At 62.0% G+C, this 16,419-nt stretch carries 20 protein-coding genes and 1 tRNA gene; 12 read left to right on the top strand and 9 right to left on the bottom strand.

Translation table 11 applies throughout. From position 1 onward, the window contains the following. The first annotated feature begins 15 nt into the window (after window positions 1-15). Window positions 16-987 carry an SDR family oxidoreductase gene (locus ABF859_RS05185; protein ID WP_415526722.1) on the top strand — a complete coding sequence of 324 codons (972 nt, stop codon included), beginning with the start codon at window positions 16-18 and terminating at the stop codon, window positions 985-987. Window positions 988-1,088: 101 nt separating this feature from the next. On the opposite strand, the gene hemJ is transcribed toward ABF859_RS05185, so the two are convergent. The 3 genes from hemJ to hemE are packed head-to-tail and all read right to left on the bottom strand — an operon-like array spanning window position 1,089 to window position 3,306. Continuing rightward, window positions 1,089-1,535, bottom strand: coding sequence for a protoporphyrinogen oxidase HemJ (gene hemJ / locus ABF859_RS05180; RefSeq protein WP_415526721.1), 447 nt, complete (start codon window positions 1,533-1,535; stop codon window positions 1,089-1,091). Further along, window positions 1,532-2,236, bottom strand: a complete 705-nt coding sequence (locus ABF859_RS05175; protein WP_415526720.1) for an HAD family hydrolase — start codon at window positions 2,234-2,236, stop codon at window positions 1,532-1,534. The genes hemJ and ABF859_RS05175 overlap by 4 nt, the downstream gene beginning before the upstream one ends. An 8-nt stretch (window positions 2,237-2,244) precedes the next feature. Then, window positions 2,245-3,306: a uroporphyrinogen decarboxylase gene (gene hemE / locus ABF859_RS05170; RefSeq protein WP_415526719.1), complete on the bottom strand. Its 1,062-nt coding sequence runs from the start codon at window positions 3,304-3,306 to the stop codon at window positions 2,245-2,247. 353 nt (window positions 3,307-3,659) lie between these two features. On the opposite strand from hemE, the gene ABF859_RS05165 reads away from it, so the two are divergent. The 5 genes from ABF859_RS05165 (at window position 3,660) to galE (ending at window position 7,320) form a co-directional block, all read left to right on the top strand. After that, entirely contained in the window at window positions 3,660-4,271 is a 612-nt protein-coding gene (locus tag ABF859_RS05165; protein WP_415526718.1) for a Maf family protein, read from the top strand. Between the two features lie 105 nt (window positions 4,272-4,376). Continuing rightward, window positions 4,377-4,452, top strand: a tRNA-Ala gene (locus ABF859_RS05160). A gap of 99 nt (window positions 4,453-4,551) precedes the next feature. After that, a complete protein-coding gene (locus tag ABF859_RS05155; protein WP_415526717.1) occupies window positions 4,552-5,706 on the top strand; it encodes an AGE family epimerase/isomerase in 1,155 nt (384 codons plus the stop codon). 108 nt (window positions 5,707-5,814) lie between these two features. Next, on the top strand, window positions 5,815-6,252 hold the full coding sequence (locus ABF859_RS05150) for a DUF2501 domain-containing protein (protein WP_415526716.1): 438 nt from the start codon (window positions 5,815-5,817) through the stop codon (window positions 6,250-6,252). A 78-nt stretch (window positions 6,253-6,330) separates the two neighbouring features. Beyond that, on the top strand, window positions 6,331-7,320 hold the full coding sequence (gene galE / locus ABF859_RS05145; RefSeq protein ID WP_415526715.1) for a UDP-glucose 4-epimerase GalE: 990 nt from the start codon (window positions 6,331-6,333) through the stop codon (window positions 7,318-7,320). On the opposite strand, the gene ABF859_RS05140 is transcribed toward galE, so the two are convergent. Further along, window positions 7,317-7,820 carry an aminoacyl-tRNA deacylase gene (locus tag ABF859_RS05140; protein WP_415526887.1) on the bottom strand — a complete coding sequence of 168 codons (504 nt, stop codon included), beginning with the start codon at window positions 7,818-7,820 and terminating at the stop codon, window positions 7,317-7,319. The genes galE and ABF859_RS05140 overlap by 4 nt on opposite strands. Before the next feature lie 80 nt (window positions 7,821-7,900). Here ABF859_RS05140 and ABF859_RS05135 point away from each other — a divergent pair, with 80 nt between their 5' ends. The 4 genes from ABF859_RS05135 (at window position 7,901) to ABF859_RS05120 (ending at window position 10,737) form a co-directional block, all read left to right on the top strand. Continuing rightward, complete coding sequence (locus tag ABF859_RS05135) at window positions 7,901-8,308, top strand: lytic transglycosylase domain-containing protein (RefSeq protein ID WP_415526714.1); 408 nt, start codon at window positions 7,901-7,903, stop codon at window positions 8,306-8,308. Between the two features lie 87 nt (window positions 8,309-8,395). Then, the gene (locus ABF859_RS05130; RefSeq protein ID WP_415526713.1) at window positions 8,396-9,268 is read left to right on the top strand and encodes a metal ABC transporter solute-binding protein, Zn/Mn family; all 873 of its coding nucleotides are present in this window, start codon (window positions 8,396-8,398) and stop codon (window positions 9,266-9,268) included. Then, entirely contained in the window at window positions 9,255-9,944 is a 690-nt protein-coding gene (locus ABF859_RS05125) for an ATP-binding cassette domain-containing protein (protein ID WP_415526712.1), read from the top strand. The genes ABF859_RS05130 and ABF859_RS05125 overlap by 14 nt, the downstream gene beginning before the upstream one ends. Continuing rightward, a complete protein-coding gene (locus ABF859_RS05120) occupies window positions 9,931-10,737 on the top strand; it encodes a metal ABC transporter permease (protein ID WP_415526711.1) in 807 nt (268 codons plus the stop codon). The genes ABF859_RS05125 and ABF859_RS05120 overlap by 14 nt, the downstream gene beginning before the upstream one ends. Here the strand turns inward: ABF859_RS05120 and ABF859_RS05115 are convergent. Continuing rightward, window positions 10,724-10,852 (bottom strand): hypothetical protein, encoded by a 129-nt coding sequence (locus ABF859_RS05115; RefSeq protein ID WP_415526710.1) that lies wholly within the window; start codon window positions 10,850-10,852, stop codon window positions 10,724-10,726. The genes ABF859_RS05120 and ABF859_RS05115 overlap by 14 nt on opposite strands. A gap of 120 nt (window positions 10,853-10,972) precedes the next feature. On the opposite strand from ABF859_RS05115, the gene ABF859_RS05110 reads away from it, so the two are divergent. Both ABF859_RS05110 and ABF859_RS05105 read left to right on the top strand, forming a co-directional pair. Beyond that, entirely contained in the window at window positions 10,973-12,457 is a 1,485-nt protein-coding gene (locus tag ABF859_RS05110) for a sugar porter family MFS transporter (RefSeq protein WP_415526709.1), read from the top strand. Between the two features lie 35 nt (window positions 12,458-12,492). Next, on the top strand, window positions 12,493-12,933 hold the full coding sequence (locus tag ABF859_RS05105) for an HIT family protein (protein WP_415526708.1): 441 nt from the start codon (window positions 12,493-12,495) through the stop codon (window positions 12,931-12,933). Here the strand turns inward: ABF859_RS05105 and ABF859_RS05100 are convergent. From ABF859_RS05100 to rfbA, 4 genes are all read right to left on the bottom strand, one after another. Continuing rightward, window positions 12,925-13,863, bottom strand: coding sequence for a glycosyltransferase (locus tag ABF859_RS05100; RefSeq protein WP_415526707.1), 939 nt, complete (start codon window positions 13,861-13,863; stop codon window positions 12,925-12,927). The two genes, ABF859_RS05105 and ABF859_RS05100, sit on opposite strands and share 9 nt — an antisense overlap. Window positions 13,864-13,974: 111 nt before the next feature. Then, window positions 13,975-14,886, bottom strand: a complete 912-nt coding sequence (gene rfbD / locus ABF859_RS05095; RefSeq protein ID WP_415526706.1) for a dTDP-4-dehydrorhamnose reductase — start codon at window positions 14,884-14,886, stop codon at window positions 13,975-13,977. A 2-nt stretch (window positions 14,887-14,888) separates the two neighbouring features. Next, window positions 14,889-15,452, bottom strand: a complete 564-nt coding sequence (gene rfbC / locus ABF859_RS05090) for a dTDP-4-dehydrorhamnose 3,5-epimerase (RefSeq protein ID WP_194259402.1) — start codon at window positions 15,450-15,452, stop codon at window positions 14,889-14,891. 87 nt (window positions 15,453-15,539) lie between these two features. Then, complete coding sequence (gene rfbA, locus ABF859_RS05085) at window positions 15,540-16,406, bottom strand: glucose-1-phosphate thymidylyltransferase RfbA (protein WP_415526886.1); 867 nt, start codon at window positions 16,404-16,406, stop codon at window positions 15,540-15,542. Window positions 16,407-16,419: the final 13 nt, after the last annotated feature.

The raw sequence follows: 16,419 nt of genomic DNA, 5'->3' as shown, positions 1-16,419 counted from the left end.
GGAAGGACAGACCTCATGACAAAGCCCTCCGCTCCCGAATGGTCCACGGACTCTCTTGAACGTCTGGACGGGAAGACGGCGCTCATTACCGGATCGACGGGAGGGCTGGGGTTCGAGGTTGCCTGCGGGCTGGCAAAACAGGGCGCCCGCATCCTTCTGAGCGGGCGCAGTCATGACAAGGGACAGGCGGCCCTGGCACGACTTCATGAGCGTGTGCCGTTCGTGAAAGCCCGGTTCGAGCTGCTGGATCTGGCGTCACTGGCGGGGATCGAGGCGTTTGCGTCTGCCATGCGCAGCCGGGGCGAGCCGATCCATCTTCTGGCGAACAACGCCGGGGTCATGGGACCTGCGACGCGGCTGACGACGAAGGACGGGTTCGAGCTTCAGTTCGGGACCAATTATCTCGGGCATTTTGCGCTGACGGGACGGCTGCTGCCGTTACTGGCGGCCGGGAATGCGACGATCATGACGGTAGCCTCACTGGCGGCACTGAAGGGGCAGATTCCGTTCGGGGATCTGAATGCCCGGCATTCCTACAATCTGATGGCCCGTTACCGGCAGAGCAAATTGTGTGACCTGCTGTTTGCGCTGGAACTGAACCGCCGGGCGGCCAAGGCACCGTGGCCCATTCATTCGCGCGCCGCGCATCCGGGCTGGGCGGCGAGTAATATCGTGGCGAATAACGGCCGTCTGGATCAGTCGCCTAACAGAGCGGCGCGGTTCATGCGCACCGTTGCGCGAAGTTTTGCCGGACCAGTCTTTCATGCGATGGGCCAGACAGTCGAGGAAGGCGCCTGGCCGCTGCTTTATGCCCTGGCCAGTCCGGAGGCGCGGGACGGTGGCTATTACGGTCCGCAGGGTCCGGGAGAGCGGCATGGTGTGCCGGGGGTAGCGAGTATGCCAGCGCTGGCCCATGATCCGGAGCTGGCATCGCGTTTGTGGACCGTCTCCGAGCAGATGACGGGCGTGAAATACGGACTGCTCTGAAGAAGATAAAAGTTTTTGGTGAAGCTTTTTTCAAAAAGCTTCAAAGAACGTCACCTTTTTGAAAAAAGGCGACACCCAAAAACTTTTATCCGGGATCTTTATCAGGGGCGGACGATGATCATGATGACGATGATCATCATCAGGATCGTGGGGACCTCATTGGCGATCCGGTAGAACTTTTCCGGGTGCTGGTTGCGGTCTTCGGCGAAGGCGCGACGCCAGGCCCCGCAGGCGCCGTGGAAGCCAGCGAGACCGAGGACGCAGATCAGCTTCATCCACCACCAGCCGGCGTTCCAGTCGATCAGGCCCGGAATGGAGGCCAGCGCACCGCCGGCGAGGAAGGTCACGATCATAGCCGGGGTCATGATCTGGCGCAGGAGCTTGCGCTCCATGACCTTGAACCGCTCGCTCTCGGCCGAACCCGGTACCACCTGGCAGTGATAGACATACAGGCGCGGCAGATAGAACGTCCCGGCCATCCAGGCGATGAACGCCATGATATGCAGGGACAGGATCCAGCTCTGATACGTCGCGAGAAAGTCGGTCATGCGTGTTTCTGGCTTTCCAGTGTCCGGCACAGCAGGGGTACCAGCTCGTCCAGATGCGTGATGCGGACGGATCCTTCGACGGGCCAGAATGGCGGGGCAGGCTCCTCCGCCGGGCGAAGAAGCACACAGGCCATGCCAGCCTTCCAGGCCGCTTCCGCGCCAGTATTACTATCCTCGATCACGACACAGTTTTCCGGCAGGACACCCTCGACCTTTGCGGCGTACAGATAGACGTCCGGCGCGGGTTTGGGGCAGCCCATATCATTGGCGGAATGGATGCGATTTTCGGGGAAATACTGCGACATTCCGGTACGCTCGAACTTGGCGTCCATCTCCCGGACGGAAGAATTTGAGCCAACACGAACCGGCATTCCCAAAGCCCGCATGTCTGCCAGCATTTTGAGCGCTCCGCCTACGGGTTCTGCGCTTTTCTTCATCATCTGTACGAGATTTTCGCGCAGTGTGAATGCCGTTTCTGCCGGGAGGGAATGCCCGAGTTCATGCTCGAGTTCCGTCACAACCTGCGGCAGGGCCATGCCCGCGAAACGCTTATGCGCCTCGTCGTCGGAAATGGACAGCCCCTTGGAGCGGGCAAATTCAGCCGTTGCCCGGCAGGACGGGCCTTCGCTGTCCACGAGGACACCGTCACAGTCGAAAATGACCAGTTTCAGATGGCCGGCCGGATCGAGAGCGGTTGTCATACCGCCCGTCATACTGCGCGTACCGCCTCGACGAGGGCTGCCACGTTCTCGGGGGGCGTGTGCTGCATGACGCCGTGTCCGAGGTTGAAAACATGCGGTTTTCCGCGCATTGCGTCCCGGATGGCCTGGGCTTCGCGGAGCATTGTCTCGCCACCGGAGAACAGGATCATCGGATCCATGTTGCCCTGAAGCGTCAGGCCCGGCGTGACTTCGGAGACCAGTTCGGAAATCTGGGCCGGATCGGCCACGGTATCGAGGGCAAGCGTGTTGACGCCGGTTTTCTGCGCATATTCGCGGACCATGATGCCGCCAAGGCGCGGGAAACCGATGATCGGGGTTTTGGGGTGACGGGCGCGGATGTACTCGACGATCTGGCGTGTCGGTTCGATGACGTAGCGGCGGAAGGCGGAAGGCGGAAGGATTCCGGCCCAGGAATCGAACAGCATCACCGCTTCCGCACCCGCTTCGATCTGGCCGCAGAGCATTTCGGCGGTACTCGAGGTCAGGGTGTCGATCAGGCGATCGAACAGGGCCGGATTGGTCTGCATCATGCGGCGGGTTTCGGCGAAATCCCGCGATCCACCGCCCTCGACCATGTAGCAGGACACCGTGAACGGGCTGCCTGCGAAGCCCAGAAGCGTGGTGACGTCGGGAAGCTCTTTTGTAAGGCGGGACAAGGTCTCCCGCACCGGAGCGACGGCCTCCTGTACGCGTTTGGGGTCCAGTCTGGCAAGATCGGCTTCGGAGCGGATGGCGCCGAGCACGGGACCGCGTCCGTCAATGAATTCAAGGGACTGACCCATGGCCCAGGGCAGGATCAGGATGTCGGAAAACAGGATGGCACCGTCCATGCCGTAGCGGCGGATCGGCTGGATCGTCAGTTCGGTCGCCATGTCCGGGGTCATGCACCGGGTCAGGAAGTCGGCCCGGTCACGCATGGCGCGGAATTCAGGGAGATAGCGGCCTGCCTGACGCATGAGCCAGACCGGAGGGGGCCAGACGGCTTCACCACGGAGGGCCCGCAGAAGCGGTTTCGACGAGGGTGAGGAAGGTGCGTTTTCCGAAATCATGCCGCCCACTAATCATAAAAGAAAAAAGAAAGAAATGCTGGAGGTTAAGATGAACCCTGTGGATACCGGGGTACCCGGCTTTCTGAAAATGTACCCCGTCTTGTTCACACTGTGTACAACTCTGGAAGCCGCAGTCTGCAAGGGAGTCGTTGATTCAATCCCGAATTGCCCACAGAGAGGCTGTGTACAACCCCCAGTTCCGGCTGGTGTACCGTACAATCCACGGTACTCGGTACTCCTTTCGGGAGGGCAGGTACTATCCCCATGTACCCCAGTACTGACGCAATGCCTTCACAGGGTGTTCCGCAGTACTCGCCCCCGTTCCAACAGTCGATAGTACGGAGTCGTACGTCATGATGTCTTTCAGTACTTCCCTGATTCTTGCCAGCGGGTCTTCGGCCCGGCGCATGCTTCTCGAAAATGCGGGCCTTACAGTGCAGGCCAGACCGGTCGATCTCGATGAGGACGCGGTGCGGCGCTCCTGTGAGGCGCAGGGGCATACGCTTTCGGAAACGGCGATCGCGCTTGCGGATGCGAAGGCCAATCTGGCCACGGGGGATGATGATTTCGGGGAACTGACCATTGCGGCGGACCAGATCCTCGATCTGGAGGGGGAGGCATTTGCCAAGCCAGCCTCTCTCGCCGAGGCAGCGGAGCATCTGCGTCGTCTGCGGGGGCGGACGCATGTTCTGCGCACGGCGGTCGTTCTCTATAAGGGGGGCGAGAAAATCTGGGAGCATCTGGCATCGCCGCGCCTGACCATGCGGGATTTCTCTGACGACTTTCTGAAGGCCTATCTGGAGCGGGAAGGGTCGGCGATCCTGTCCTGTGTGGGGGCGTATCGGCTTGAGGGCCTCGGGATACAGCTTTTTTCGGCTGTCGAAGGCGCGCAGGATGCCGTGATGGGACTGCCATTGTTGCCGCTGCTGGAGGAACTGCGGGTGCTGAAGGTTCTTCCGGCCTGAAAAATCTGGTCCGGGAATCTGTTTTTCAGGCTTGTCAGGGCGAAATCATGACGATATACCGCCCTCATCCGGCTCCGTCCCAGAGGGGCCGCAGATGAAACATGTGGGGCCATAGCTCAGTTGGGAGAGCGCCTGAATGGCATTCAGGAGGTCGTCGGTTCGATCCCGATTGGCTCCACCAGTTTCCCTTTTCCCTGAAAAATCGAAATTCCGTTCCGGTTCTGCTGTGGCAGGTCCGCGTGTGTTGACGCGGGCGTTCACCTCTCATACGGCAGTCAGGATGCAGACCCGAACGCGACACGCCGCCTTACCCACGATCATGGATGCTGACCAGAAGGCGCTCTGGACCGGCTGGCTGACGCGTACGGTGCTGCCTTACTGGAGCGATGCCGGGTTTGACCGTGGGCGCCGGCTTTATCATGAGCGGATGACGTTTTCCCGCGCGCCTCTGGTTCTGGAGGCGTCGCGGCTGATGGTGCAGGCCCGGCAGATTTCGACGTTCTGCCGGGCGGCGCTTGACGGGCTGCATGATGCCTCGGCGCAGGCGCTTGTCTGTCTGGAGGAAGTCGAGCGGCTTTACCGGCATCGGGACGGACAGGCGGGGTGGATTTTCTCCGTGGCCCCGGATGGCGCCCCCGTCGGGACGAAGCGCGATCTCTATGCCCATGCCTTCATTCTCTATGCCTATGGCTGGGCGTATCGCCTGAGCGGTAATCCGGATTTTCTGTCGGTTGCGCGGCAGACGGTGCTGGAGCTTCACCAGATCTTCCGGGCGGAGCATGGCGGCTTTCTGGACGAGGTTCCGCTGGCGGGACCGGTCCGGCATCAGAACCCGCACATGCATCTGCTTGAGGCGTTTCTGGTGCTGTTCGAGGTGTCAGGGGACAGCTTCTATCTGGACGAGGCGGCTTCCCTGGTGCGACTGGCGCTGGAGAAGCTGGTTCAGTCTGGATCCGGGGCGTTGCTGGAAGACTTCACCACGGACTGGCGGCCGACCGTGGCTTCGGGGGGCAATCGCGTGGAGCCGGGGCATCTTTTCGAGTGGTCCTGGCTGCTGGGGGAGTTTCTGCGTCTGAATCCCGGGGCGAGGGAAGCGCAGGCCATTGCTCAGGCTGCGGAAAGTCTGTTCGCGTTCGGCATGCGTCACGGACTCAGGGGCTGCGTCGTGAGGGATGCCATTCTGGATGATGGCCGGGTTCTGGAAAATGCGACGCGGATCTGGCCGCAGACGGAACTGTGCCGTCTGCTGGTCTGTCGCGGCGAGAGGCCGGACCTGCTTCGGGGGCTGACGGATCATTTCTTCGGGACGTTCATTCCCGATAGTGCGCGGCCCCTGTGGATTGACCGGTTTGATGCGTCCGGAAAGGCGAGCGTTTCAGATGTGCCAGCCAGTTCACTTTACCATATCTATGGCGCGGCGCGGGAGTTCTACTGAAGCGGCAAGGGTGGACCTGCTGTCCAGCTATGTTAGCGTAACCTTGGCAGCGACGGTTTCCAACTTCTGACAGGTGCTGCCCTGAACGTTCTCTGAAGGAGAAATACGGTGCGTTACTCAAACGGTGTATTTGCAGTTCTTGCAGTTGCTGGCCTCGTTGTGTCCTCGGCTCATGCGCAGTCCATTCCGGGTGTTGGTGGTGCGGGAAATGCCATGAGCGGCATGTCGGGCATGAGTGGCATGACCGGTGGGACCGGCATGATGAGCAGCATGCTGCCGAATGTGTCTTCCGCGAGCACGGGCAATGTTGCGGGTGTTCTGAGCTACTGTGTGCAGAACAACTATCTGAGCGGCAGCAGTGCGACGTCGGCCCTGAGCAGCCTGACGGGCAAGCAGGATGTGACGTCTTCCAGGGATTACAAGGCCGGGCAGCAGGGCCAGCTTCTGACGGGTGGCACCAATCCGTTTTCCCTGTCGAGCCTGAAGGGGCAGGTGAAGCAGAAGGTGTGCAGCATGATCCTCAATCGCGCGCAGAACCTTCTCTGATCTGACGCCTGTGTTTTGGTCGTTCGTGTTTCAGGACGCGGACGGCCGGAGTGTTTCTGTGGAAGGACCATAGGGTCAGTGAAGTATCTTGTTACGGGTGGTGCCGGTTTTGTCGGCAGCCATCTGGCGCAGGCTCTGGTGGATGCCGGGCATGACGTCGTTGTTCTGGACAATCTGAGCACGGGTCATCGTGCGGCTGTGCCTCAGGGCGCGCAGTTCCTGCATGTCGATCTGGCGGATGCGGAGGCGACGGACCGGGCGGTGGCGTCCAGGCAGTGGGATGCGGTTCTGCACTTTGCGGCGCTGTCCCTTGTCGGTGAGAGCATGAGCCAGCCTTTCCTTTATCTGCGCCGGAACTACATCACGGCCCTGAACCTGATCGAGGCCTGCACGCGTCATGGCGTGAAGCGGTTCGTGTTCTCCTCGACGGCGGCGCTGTTTGGCGGCGATGATCGGCCGCCGCTGATTTCGGCGGATGCACCGGTTGATCCGGGATCGCCTTATGGCGAGAGCAAATATCTGATCGAGCGTGCGCTGGTCTGGGCGGACCGGATCTGCGGTATGAAGAGCGCGTGCCTGCGGTATTTCAATGCGGCGGGTGCGGATGCGCAGGGGCGTCTGGGAGAAGATCACCGGCCGGAGACGCATCTGATTCCGCTGACGATCGATGCGGCTCTCGGGCGCCGTCCCGGGCTGAAGCTGTTCGGGAACGATTATCCGACGCGCGATGGCACCTGTGTGCGCGACTATATCCATGTGAGTGATCTGGCGGATGCGCATATCCGCGCCATGAGCCAGCTCGATGAGCGGTCGGTGACGTATAATCTGGGCAACGGGCTGGGCTTCAGCAATCTGGAGGTTGTCCAGAGTGTCGAACGCGTGAGCGGAAGGACCGTGCCCTGGGAATGGGCACCGCGCCGTGGGGGCGATCCGGCTGTTCTGGTGGCGGATTCTTCGGAGATCCGCCGGGAAACAGGATGGGACCCACGGTTCAGCCAGCTTGATGATATCGTCGAGACGGCCCTGCGCTGGCGCGTGGACCATCCGGGTGGCTATGGCGTGGCTTAAAGGGGTTTGACCAGATCGGCCACGAGGCCGTTCGTGGCGGTCAGGGCGTCCTGTGGCGAGAGTTCGATCAGGAGGCCCTGGCTGCCGCCATTGATGACGACGGGTGGGCCATCCATGCCGCACTGTTCGAAGGCGGTGGGGACGGTGCTGCGCTGGCCGAAGGGGCTGACGCCGCCGATGCGGTAGCCGGTGCGCTGTTCGGCGTCGGGGCGGGAGAGCATCTTGGCTTTGCGGCCGCCGAAAGCCTGCGCCACGCGGGTAAAATCCAGTTCGCGGTCCGCGGGGAGCACCACGCAGGCGGGACGGCCGTCGATCTGCACCATCAGGGTTTTCAGAACGTGATCCGGTGACAGGCCCAACGCGGCCGCAGCCGCTACGCCAAGTTTTCCGGCCGAGGGATCGTAGTCATAGACGTGGCGTTCATAGGGGATGCCGAGAGCGTCCAGTGTCAGGGTCGCGGATGTGTCCTGCACGCTTGTCCTCCTGTCCTGTGCGGTCATCTTGAAGGGTTCAGGATGGCAGGCGCAGGCGTCCGATGCTAGGGTCAGGACCATGATTCAACAGCGTTTCGTCCGTAACCATGGCTGTTAGTCTGCTGGCCTGCATGCTGGCTTCGGCCCTGCATTACCGGCTTCCGCCGCGCATCCTGCCTGCGATCCAGAGGGTCGAGGGCGGGACGATGGGGCATGTCAGCACCAATACGGACGGGTCTGTCGATATCGGGCTCATGCAGATCAATTCGCGCTGGATCCTGCCGATCGCGTCGATGATCCATCAGCCGGCGCCGCAGGTTGCGGCGCGCCTGGCGCTTGATCCGTGTTTCAATATCGCGGCGGCGGCCATGATCCTGCGCAGGGCGCTGGATGACGAACATGGCAATCTGATGAAGGCGATCGGGGATTATCATTCCCGCACCCTGCCGCTGAATCTGGATTACCAGCGCAGGGTGGTGGCTGCTGCTGCGGCGCTTTACCTGCGTCAGGGATAAGGCCGGGAAGTCTGGTGAGGCAAGGATGGTCAGGCCGGTTGTGTTACTTTATAACGTCTGAGCCTTGACCCCTTCCCGAGGAAACTGATGCGCTGTTTTCCGGCTTTTCTGCTGGCTGCCCTGATTCTGGGTGTTCCTGCTGTCGTTCACGCCGAACCTTCCCGAACCCCGGTGCGCGTGGTGTGTGCGGAAGCGGCCTGGTGCGATGTGGCGGCGCAGATCGGGGGGGCGGAGGTGCAGACGCAGGCCCTTCTGGCGACGCCGGGGATTGATCCGCATGACCTGACGCCGTCGCCTTCGATGGCGCGGGCCATGGCGGGGGCCACGATCGCTGTGGTGAATGGCGCGACCTATGATGACTGGGCGCTGCCGTTCGCGGCATCTGCGCCCGGCAGGATCGTGGTGGCGTCTATTGCCGGATGGCAGCCCGGCGATAATCCGCATCTTTTTCTCGATCCTGCCGCTGTCGGGAAAGTCGCGCATGTCTTTGCGGACATGCTGACGCATCAGCCGGGGATTTCGGCTCCGGCCGTGGAAGCGCGGCTGAAAGCGTTCCTGAAGGAACTGGATGGCGTGCAGGCCCGTCTGGCCGCGATGAAGGCGCGTCATGATGCCGTGCCTGTGGCGGCGGTGGAGCCGGTGGGGGAGATGCTGCTTCGGGATGCGGGGCTGGATGTCGTGGATGAGAGCTTTGCGCTGGCGATCATGAATCATGCCGAGCCGTCGCCGAGGGATGTGGCGCAGGTCGATACGTTGATCGACGGGCGGAAAGTGCGGATGCTGATTACCAATCCGGCCATTCATTCGCCGCAGATCGACCGGCTGGTGGATCGGGCGCGGGCGGTGGGTCTGCCGGTTGTGGCGATCGGCGAGACGCTGCCTCCCGGTCAGTCCTGGCAGGGCTGGGTTCATGGGATTCTTCAGGCGGTCGGGCAGGCGCTGGGTGATGGTGGAAAGTAAGCGCGTCTGCTGCCATCCGGAACGGGGTCTGGTCCTGCGGGATGTGACGCTCACGGCGGGATCGACCTGTGTGTTGCGGGATGCGTCCCTGACGGTGCCGCTTTCGGGGATGACGCTTCTGTCCGGGCGCAACGGCGCCGGGAAGTCCACACTGCTGCGGGCGATGCTGGGACTGGTGCCGCTTCAGAGTGGTGAGATCCTGACGCATGGTCTGCCGCCGGCACAGGCGCGGCAGCATATCGGTTACATGCCGCAGAGCGTGACGGATGCGGCCCTGTTGCTTCCGGCAGTCAGTCATGTGCGGGCGGCGGTGGACGGCGTGCGCTGGGGACTGCCGTTGCGTCTGCGGCCTCGGCGGGAGGAGGCGGACCGGCTTCTGGCGCTGACGGGCGCTTCGGCGTTTGCGCATCGTCCGCTGGGACTGCTGTCTGGCGGCGAGCGTCAGCGGGTCGGTCTGGCGCAGGCTCTGGCAGGGAATCCGGATCTGCTGCTGCTGGATGAGCCTCTGGCAGCACTCGATCAGGCGGGACAGGAGCAGACGGTGCGTCTGCTGACGGATCTGACGGAGCGTCTGGGGATCGGGATTGTCCTGACGTCTCATGAGACGGAGGCGCTGTCCGGGGCCGTGACGCGGGTTGTGCAGCTTGCGGATGGGGGGCTGCATGTTCGAGTTTGATTTCATGCGCCATGCCTTTGCGGGCGCGGCGGTCGTGTCGGTTCTGGCGGGGACGGTCGGCTGGTTCCTGATGCTGCGGCGTCAGGCGTTCGCGGCCCATGCGCTCTCACATATCGGGTTCAGCGGTGCGGCCGGGGCGGTGTGGCTCGGCTTTCCGCCGCTGTCCGGGATGGTGGTGTTCAGTCTGATGGCCGGGTTTGTCATCGGGGCCGAGCGCGAGGGAGAACGCGGGATTCCGGCCCAGCGGGACAGCACGATCGGGCTTGTTCTGGCAGCCAGTCTGGGGCTTGGGGCCTGGTTCCTGCATATGAGCAACCGGGGTTCCAGTCTGGCGACTACGCTGCTGTTCGGCGATGTTCTGGGGATTGATGTGCCGACGCTGGAGGCATTGTGCGCCGTGGCCGTGCTGTGTCTGGGGCTGCTGGCGTTTCTGGGGCGTCGGCTGCTGTTTGCCAGTCTGGCGCCGGAAGTGGCGCGGGCGCGGGGTGTTCCGGCGCGTCTGGTGTCGGTGGTGTTCATGGCGGTGGCAGCGCTGGCCTGCGCCGCTTGTGCGGAAGTGGCCGGGGCGCTTCTGGCATTCAGCCTGATGATCGGGCCGGCCGCGACGGCGCTGAAGCTCGGTCTGGGACCGCTGGCCGGCATTGCCGTTTCGGTCGGGCTGGCGCTCGCTCTGTCATGGGGTGGACTGATGCTGTCCTGGGTGACGGACGCGCCTGTCCCGTTCTGGATCGGGCTCGGGGCGGCCCTGTCCTATGCCCTGGCTGATCTGTGGCGCCGGTTCAGAAGTCCGTAAGACCAGACACCCTGAAATGAATGAACAGGATGAATGCGACGAGCATCACATGCATGATGATCAGCGCTCTCAGACTGATGATGGGAACGTCGCGGGTGGTATCGGGTGTCTGCATGGGGCGTATCCTGACGGTTTCGGGACACGATAGTCAATCATGATCATGTTTTTGGCGTGTTTTCCGGCTGTTTTCTCCCCGGCCTGAAAAACCATCCGTTTTGTGATATGTTATGTTTTTATGGAAAACGATACGAAAACAGTCCGAACTGGACGGGATCATATTGACCCCGCGTCCATCGAAGTTTCTCCCAACGCAAAGCTGATGCTGATCCTCGCGGCAGTTGTCGCTGCGATCTGCGGTGGTCTGTATGGATATGATACGGGCATCATCTCCGGAACGCTGCCGCTGATCGGGGATGATTTCCGTCTGAATGCCACCATGAAGGAAAGCGTGGCGTCTGCCATTCTGCTGGGGGCGATCTTCGGCGCTTTTGTCGCTGGCGGTCTGTCGGAGAAATACGGACGGCGGAATACCACCTGCATGGTGAGTGGTCTGTTCGTGGTGGGGGCGACGGCCTGCTCTCTGGCGCCGGATGTCTGGAGCCTGATTGCGGCGCGTTTCGTGCTGGGTCTGGCCGTGGGCGGTTCGACGCAGGTCGTGCCGATGTATATTTCCGAACTGGCTCCGCAGGAGCGCCGTGGCACGCTGGTGACGATGTTCAATGTCGCCATTGGTCTGGGCATCCTGATCGCCAACATCATCGGCTTTACCGAGCGTGTGAACTGGGGCTGGCGTCCGATGGTCGGTGTTGCAGCCATACCGGCCGCCATCGTGTTCGTTTCGATGTTTTTCATGCCCAAGAGCCCGCGCTGGGCGGCTGAGAATGAAGGCATGAAGAGTGCCATCATCCAGCTTGGCCGGATCCGCACGACCAAGAGGGCCATCCGTCGGGAAGTCCAGACCATCCGTGAGAATGCGGAAGGGATCGACCCGAAGAACCGTGGCTGGCGTGGTCTGTTCCAGCCCTGGGTGCGCCCGGCACTCGTGGCCGCTCTTGGCGTTGCGTTCTTTACGCAGTGCGGCGGTCTGGAGATGATGATCTATTATACGCCCACCTTCCTGAATGATGCCGGTTTCGGCACGTCCTCTGCGCTTCTGGCATCGCTGGGTGTGGCCGTGATCTACTGCATCATGACGTTTCTGGGCTGCATGTTCGTGGACCGGATCGGTCGCCGTCGCCTGATGCTCATCATGGGGCCGGGGGCTGCTCTGTCGCTCGTCGGGCTTGGCGTGATGTTCCTGAGCCATCCGGCTCCGGGCAGCGTGGGCGCCTACATGATCGTCGCCTTCCTGCTGCTGTTCATGATGTTCAATTCCGGGGGGATCCAGGTCTGCGGCTGGCTGCTGGGGGCGGAAATGTTCCCGCTGTCGATGCGCGGACAGGCGACGTCCCTTCATGCCGCGACGCTGTGGGGGGCCGATCTGCTGGTGACCAGCACCGCGCTGAGCATGGCCGAGGCCATCGGGCTGAGCTGGACGATGTGGTTCTATGCGTTTGTGAACCTCGCATCCGTAATCTTCGTGTTCTTCTTCGTGCCGGAAACAGCGGGTGCGTCTCTGGAAGACATTGAAGAGGCGCTGGTCGAAAAGCGCTTCCGCCCCACGCGTGGGAATACGCGGATCGTGCAGAGCGAAGACGAGGACGTTGAAGCCGCTGCATGATACGCTTTCCCCTTCACGCAGAAGGGGAACCGACCATGACGGATGTTATCGCTCAGAGGGTTGCTGCCGCACGATGTGGCAGCAACCCTTCTGTTATTGGGCGGATGAAATCGGGCTGGCTGGTGATTGGTCACACGCAGCCTTTGCCGGGATACTGTCAGCTTCTCGCCGATCCGGTCGTGCCAACGATCAATGATCTTCAGGGGGAAGCCCGGGCGCAGTATCTGGCGGATATGGCGGCGGTCGGGGATGCGTTGCTGGCTGTCACCGATGCCGTGCGGATCAATTACGAGACCTGGTGCAATCTGGCGCCGTCCCTGCATACCCATATCGTGCCACGTTATGCCTCCGAAGATCCGGAAAAAGCCACACGCCCGGCGGCGACGGTCTATGATTATGATGCGGCGCGCCCGTTCAGTGTGGAACAGGACGGGCCGTTCATGGAAGCCATGCGGCGTTATCTGAAGCTAGCGTGAGAACAGATACCAGAGCCGGAAAACCGTGGTTTCGGAAAACCGCTGGCGTCTGAGGTTCCGGTATCTGAAAAGCGTGCCAAGGCGGCCGGGAAATGTCCGGGCTGCTGCGATGTCCGTCAGCAGGCGCTGGGCCGGGGGAGACAGGTTTTCCGGCTGGCTCAGGAGATGCGTTACGTTGGAGCGGAAAATCGTCATGAAGACTTTGGGGCCGCGGCGCCAGGCGGCCCAGCCGCGTCTGAGGAAGGAGCCGGTTGCGCCGACAGTGTTGTGGGCGTGCTGGCGGTAGTAGCTGACGCAGCGGTTGTCGAAAATGACATCGCCTCCGGCTGCGGCCGTCAGGAGATAGGCCCACCAGTCATGCAGGACCGAGGGCGGCGGCGGGTTGTTCCGCATCAGCCGGTGTGTTGCGGCGTTCAGCAGAACGGTATGGCCTGTCGCGATATTCTGCGTCAGGGAGGCCGGGAAATCGGGTCTGCGGCGCAGGGCAGCGGATTCCTGGAAGATGACGAGATCTGCATCTGTCAGATACTGTCGGGCGCAATACAGGGTGGGCTTTTCGGCGGGGCGCCGGCTGACGGCATCAATGGCCCATTCCAGTTTTTGTGGCTCCCAGATGTCATCCTGATCGGCAAAGGCGACGTAGGGTGTGGGCGGAATGGCGTCGAGCAGATGGGCATAGGATCCGGCCACACCCAGCCGTTCGTGACGGGTCGTGATCTCGACGCAGCGGTCCTGTCCGGGGCCAGCCGCGAACATGAGCATTCTTTCCCGCGAGCCATCGTCTGAAGCGTCGTCACGCCAGTAGAGTGTCCAGTCTGGATGGGTCTGGGCCAGAATGCTGCCAAGCTGCGCGTCCAGATAGGTTTCGCCATTGTATAACGACAGGAGAATGGCGACCTGACGGGAAGAGTCGGCCCTTTTCTGTGTCATGTTCCGGCACCTGGGCATGAGGCCGAAAGAAAGGAAAAGGGGATCATTCGGACGCAACGGTAGAGAGGGGGACAGCCGGTTGCCCTCCCGTCGGGAGAGGGCAACTGCCGGTCAGGCTTCAGAAAACAGCTTGTGGACGATACGCGTCACGCTGTGACGCCAGTCTGGCATCTTTACGCCGAAAACGCGATGCAGCTTTGAATTGTCCATCCGCGAGTCCTGTGGGCGCTTGGCGGGGGTGGGCCAGTCTTCGGTGCGGATGGCGTTGACCTGCGGCATGGTCTGACCATGCTTTGCGGCCTCTTCCAGCGCGGCGACGGCCAGGCCGTGCCATGTGGTTTCACCGGTTCCGCTGGCATGGAAAATGCCGCGATATTCCGGCTTCCACCCATCGCGCTCGATCAGGGCGATGATGGCGAGAATGGCTTCGGCCAGATCGTCCGAACTGGTCGGGTTGCCTGACTGGTCTCCCACGACCTTGAGCACGGGGTTTTTTGCGCCCGCGTTGATCATCGTCCGCACGAAGTTCTTGCCGTGAGCCGAATAGACCCAGGACGTACGCAGGATGATGCTCTTGATGTTGGCGGTCAGGACCGCCTGTTCGCCTTCGGCCTTGGTGCTGCCATAGACAGTCTCGGGGGAAGTGGCGTCCTCTTCGGTATAGGGCGTGCCCTTGTCACCGGAGAAGACGTAGTCCGTCGAGACATGGATGAAGGGGATGTCCGCCTTCGCGCAGGCGGCTGCCAGTGCTGCGGGGCCGGAGCAGTTGGCGCGTTCGGCACCGTCCTTTTCCGTCTCGGCCAGATCGACGGCCGTCCAGGCGGCCGCGTTTACGACCACCGAAGGCTTGTACTTTTCGACCGTGGCGGTGATGGTTTCCGGGCGATCGAAATCGAACTCCGGACGTCCGACGCGGATGATGCGTTCGTTGCCGAGGTTCTGGAGGGACGTCGCAAGCTGGCCGTTGCCGCCCGTGACGAGAATGGGACCTGTGCCGGACCCGATGGTGCTGGACATCGTCATGCTCACTTTTCGTACTGGAACCAGCCCTTGGCTTCCGAGAAATGCGGTGCGACCAGATCCTTGTCGGACAGAACGGCGTCAGCTTCGGAAACGGGCCAGTCGATCTTCAGTTCGGGGCAGTTCCAGATGACCGCGCGCTCGGAGACCTTGCTGTAGAGCGAGGTGCATTTGTACTGCACTTCGGTGTTCTCTTCGAGCGTTACGAAGCCGTGCAGGAAGCCGGGCGGAATCCAGAGCTGGGACCAGTTTTCTGCGGAGAGTTCGGCGGCGCACCATTTGCCGTAGGTTGGTGAGCCGGTGCGGGCATCGACGGCCACGTCCCAGATGGCGCCACGGGTGACGCGGACGAGCTTGCCCTGTTCGTAGGGAGCAAGCTGGCAGTGCAGGCCGCGGACGACGCCTTTCTGGCGCGACAGGCTCTGGTTGTCCTGAACGAAAGGCAGGTCGATACCCGCTTCGCCCATGCGCTCCACATTGTAGGTTTCGGAGAAGAAGCCGCGATTGTCACCAAAACGGGGAGGCGTGACGAGAATGACCTCTGGAATGGAAAGACGTTCGACCTTCATGCTCTGAAATCCCTGCTGCGAAAATTGGTCATGAAAAAACGGCTCCGGCTGCAAAAAGATGCAGAAAACCGGAGCCGTATGAAGGAATCAGCTGTCAGCCAGCTCCAGAAGCAGGCGACCGAGTTCGGTCTTGCCCATTTTCTTCGCGTGTTCGCGAAGCTGGTCGGCGGTGATGAACTTGTTGCGGAATGCGACTTCAGCCGGGGAGCCAACCAGCATGCCCTGACGGGACTGGATGGTCTGGACGAAGGTTCCCGCCTGCATCAGGCTGTCGGGCATACCGGCATCAAGCCAGGCGCAGCCACGGCCCAGACGGTCCACCTGAAGGGTGCCCTCTTCGAGATACATGCGGTTGAGGTCGGTGATTTCCAGCTCGCCACGGGGGCTGGGCTTCACCTTCTTGGCGAAGTCCACGACGCGGTTGTCGTAGAAATACAGGCCCGTGATGGCCCAGTGGGATTCCGGATGGGTCGGCTTTTCCTCGACCTTCAGGGCCCGGCCGCTCTCGTCGAAGGAGACCACGCCATAGCGTTCGGGATCGCGGACCTGATAGGCGAAGACCGTGGCCCCCTGCGGACGGTTGGACGCCGCGCGGAGCAGGACGCCCAGATGTTCGGAGAAGATCAGGTTGTCGCCCAGCGCCAGGGCACAGGGGGCACCCTGGATCCAGTCTTCGGCGATCAGGAAGGCCTGTGCCAGCCCGTCGGGAGAGGGCTGGATGCGGTATTCGAAATTGACGCCAAACTGCGATCCGTCGCCCAGCAGACGCTGGAACTGGGGCATGTCATGCGGGGTCGTGATGATCATGATGTCCCGGATTCCCGCCAGCATCAGCGTGGAAAGGGGATAATAGATCATCGGCTTGTCATAGACCGGCAGCAGTTGCTTGGAGGCTGCGAGCGTCATCGGATACAGGCGTGTGCCCGAACCGCCGGCGAGGATGATGCCCTTCATGGGCTTGGTTTCG

It is taken from the genome of Gluconobacter sp. (genome assembly GCF_047722525.1).
Lineage (GTDB): Bacteria > Pseudomonadota > Alphaproteobacteria > Acetobacterales > Acetobacteraceae > Gluconobacter.
The sequence above is the reverse complement of the archived record's forward strand: the minus strand, read 5'-3'. Positions and strand labels throughout refer to the sequence as shown.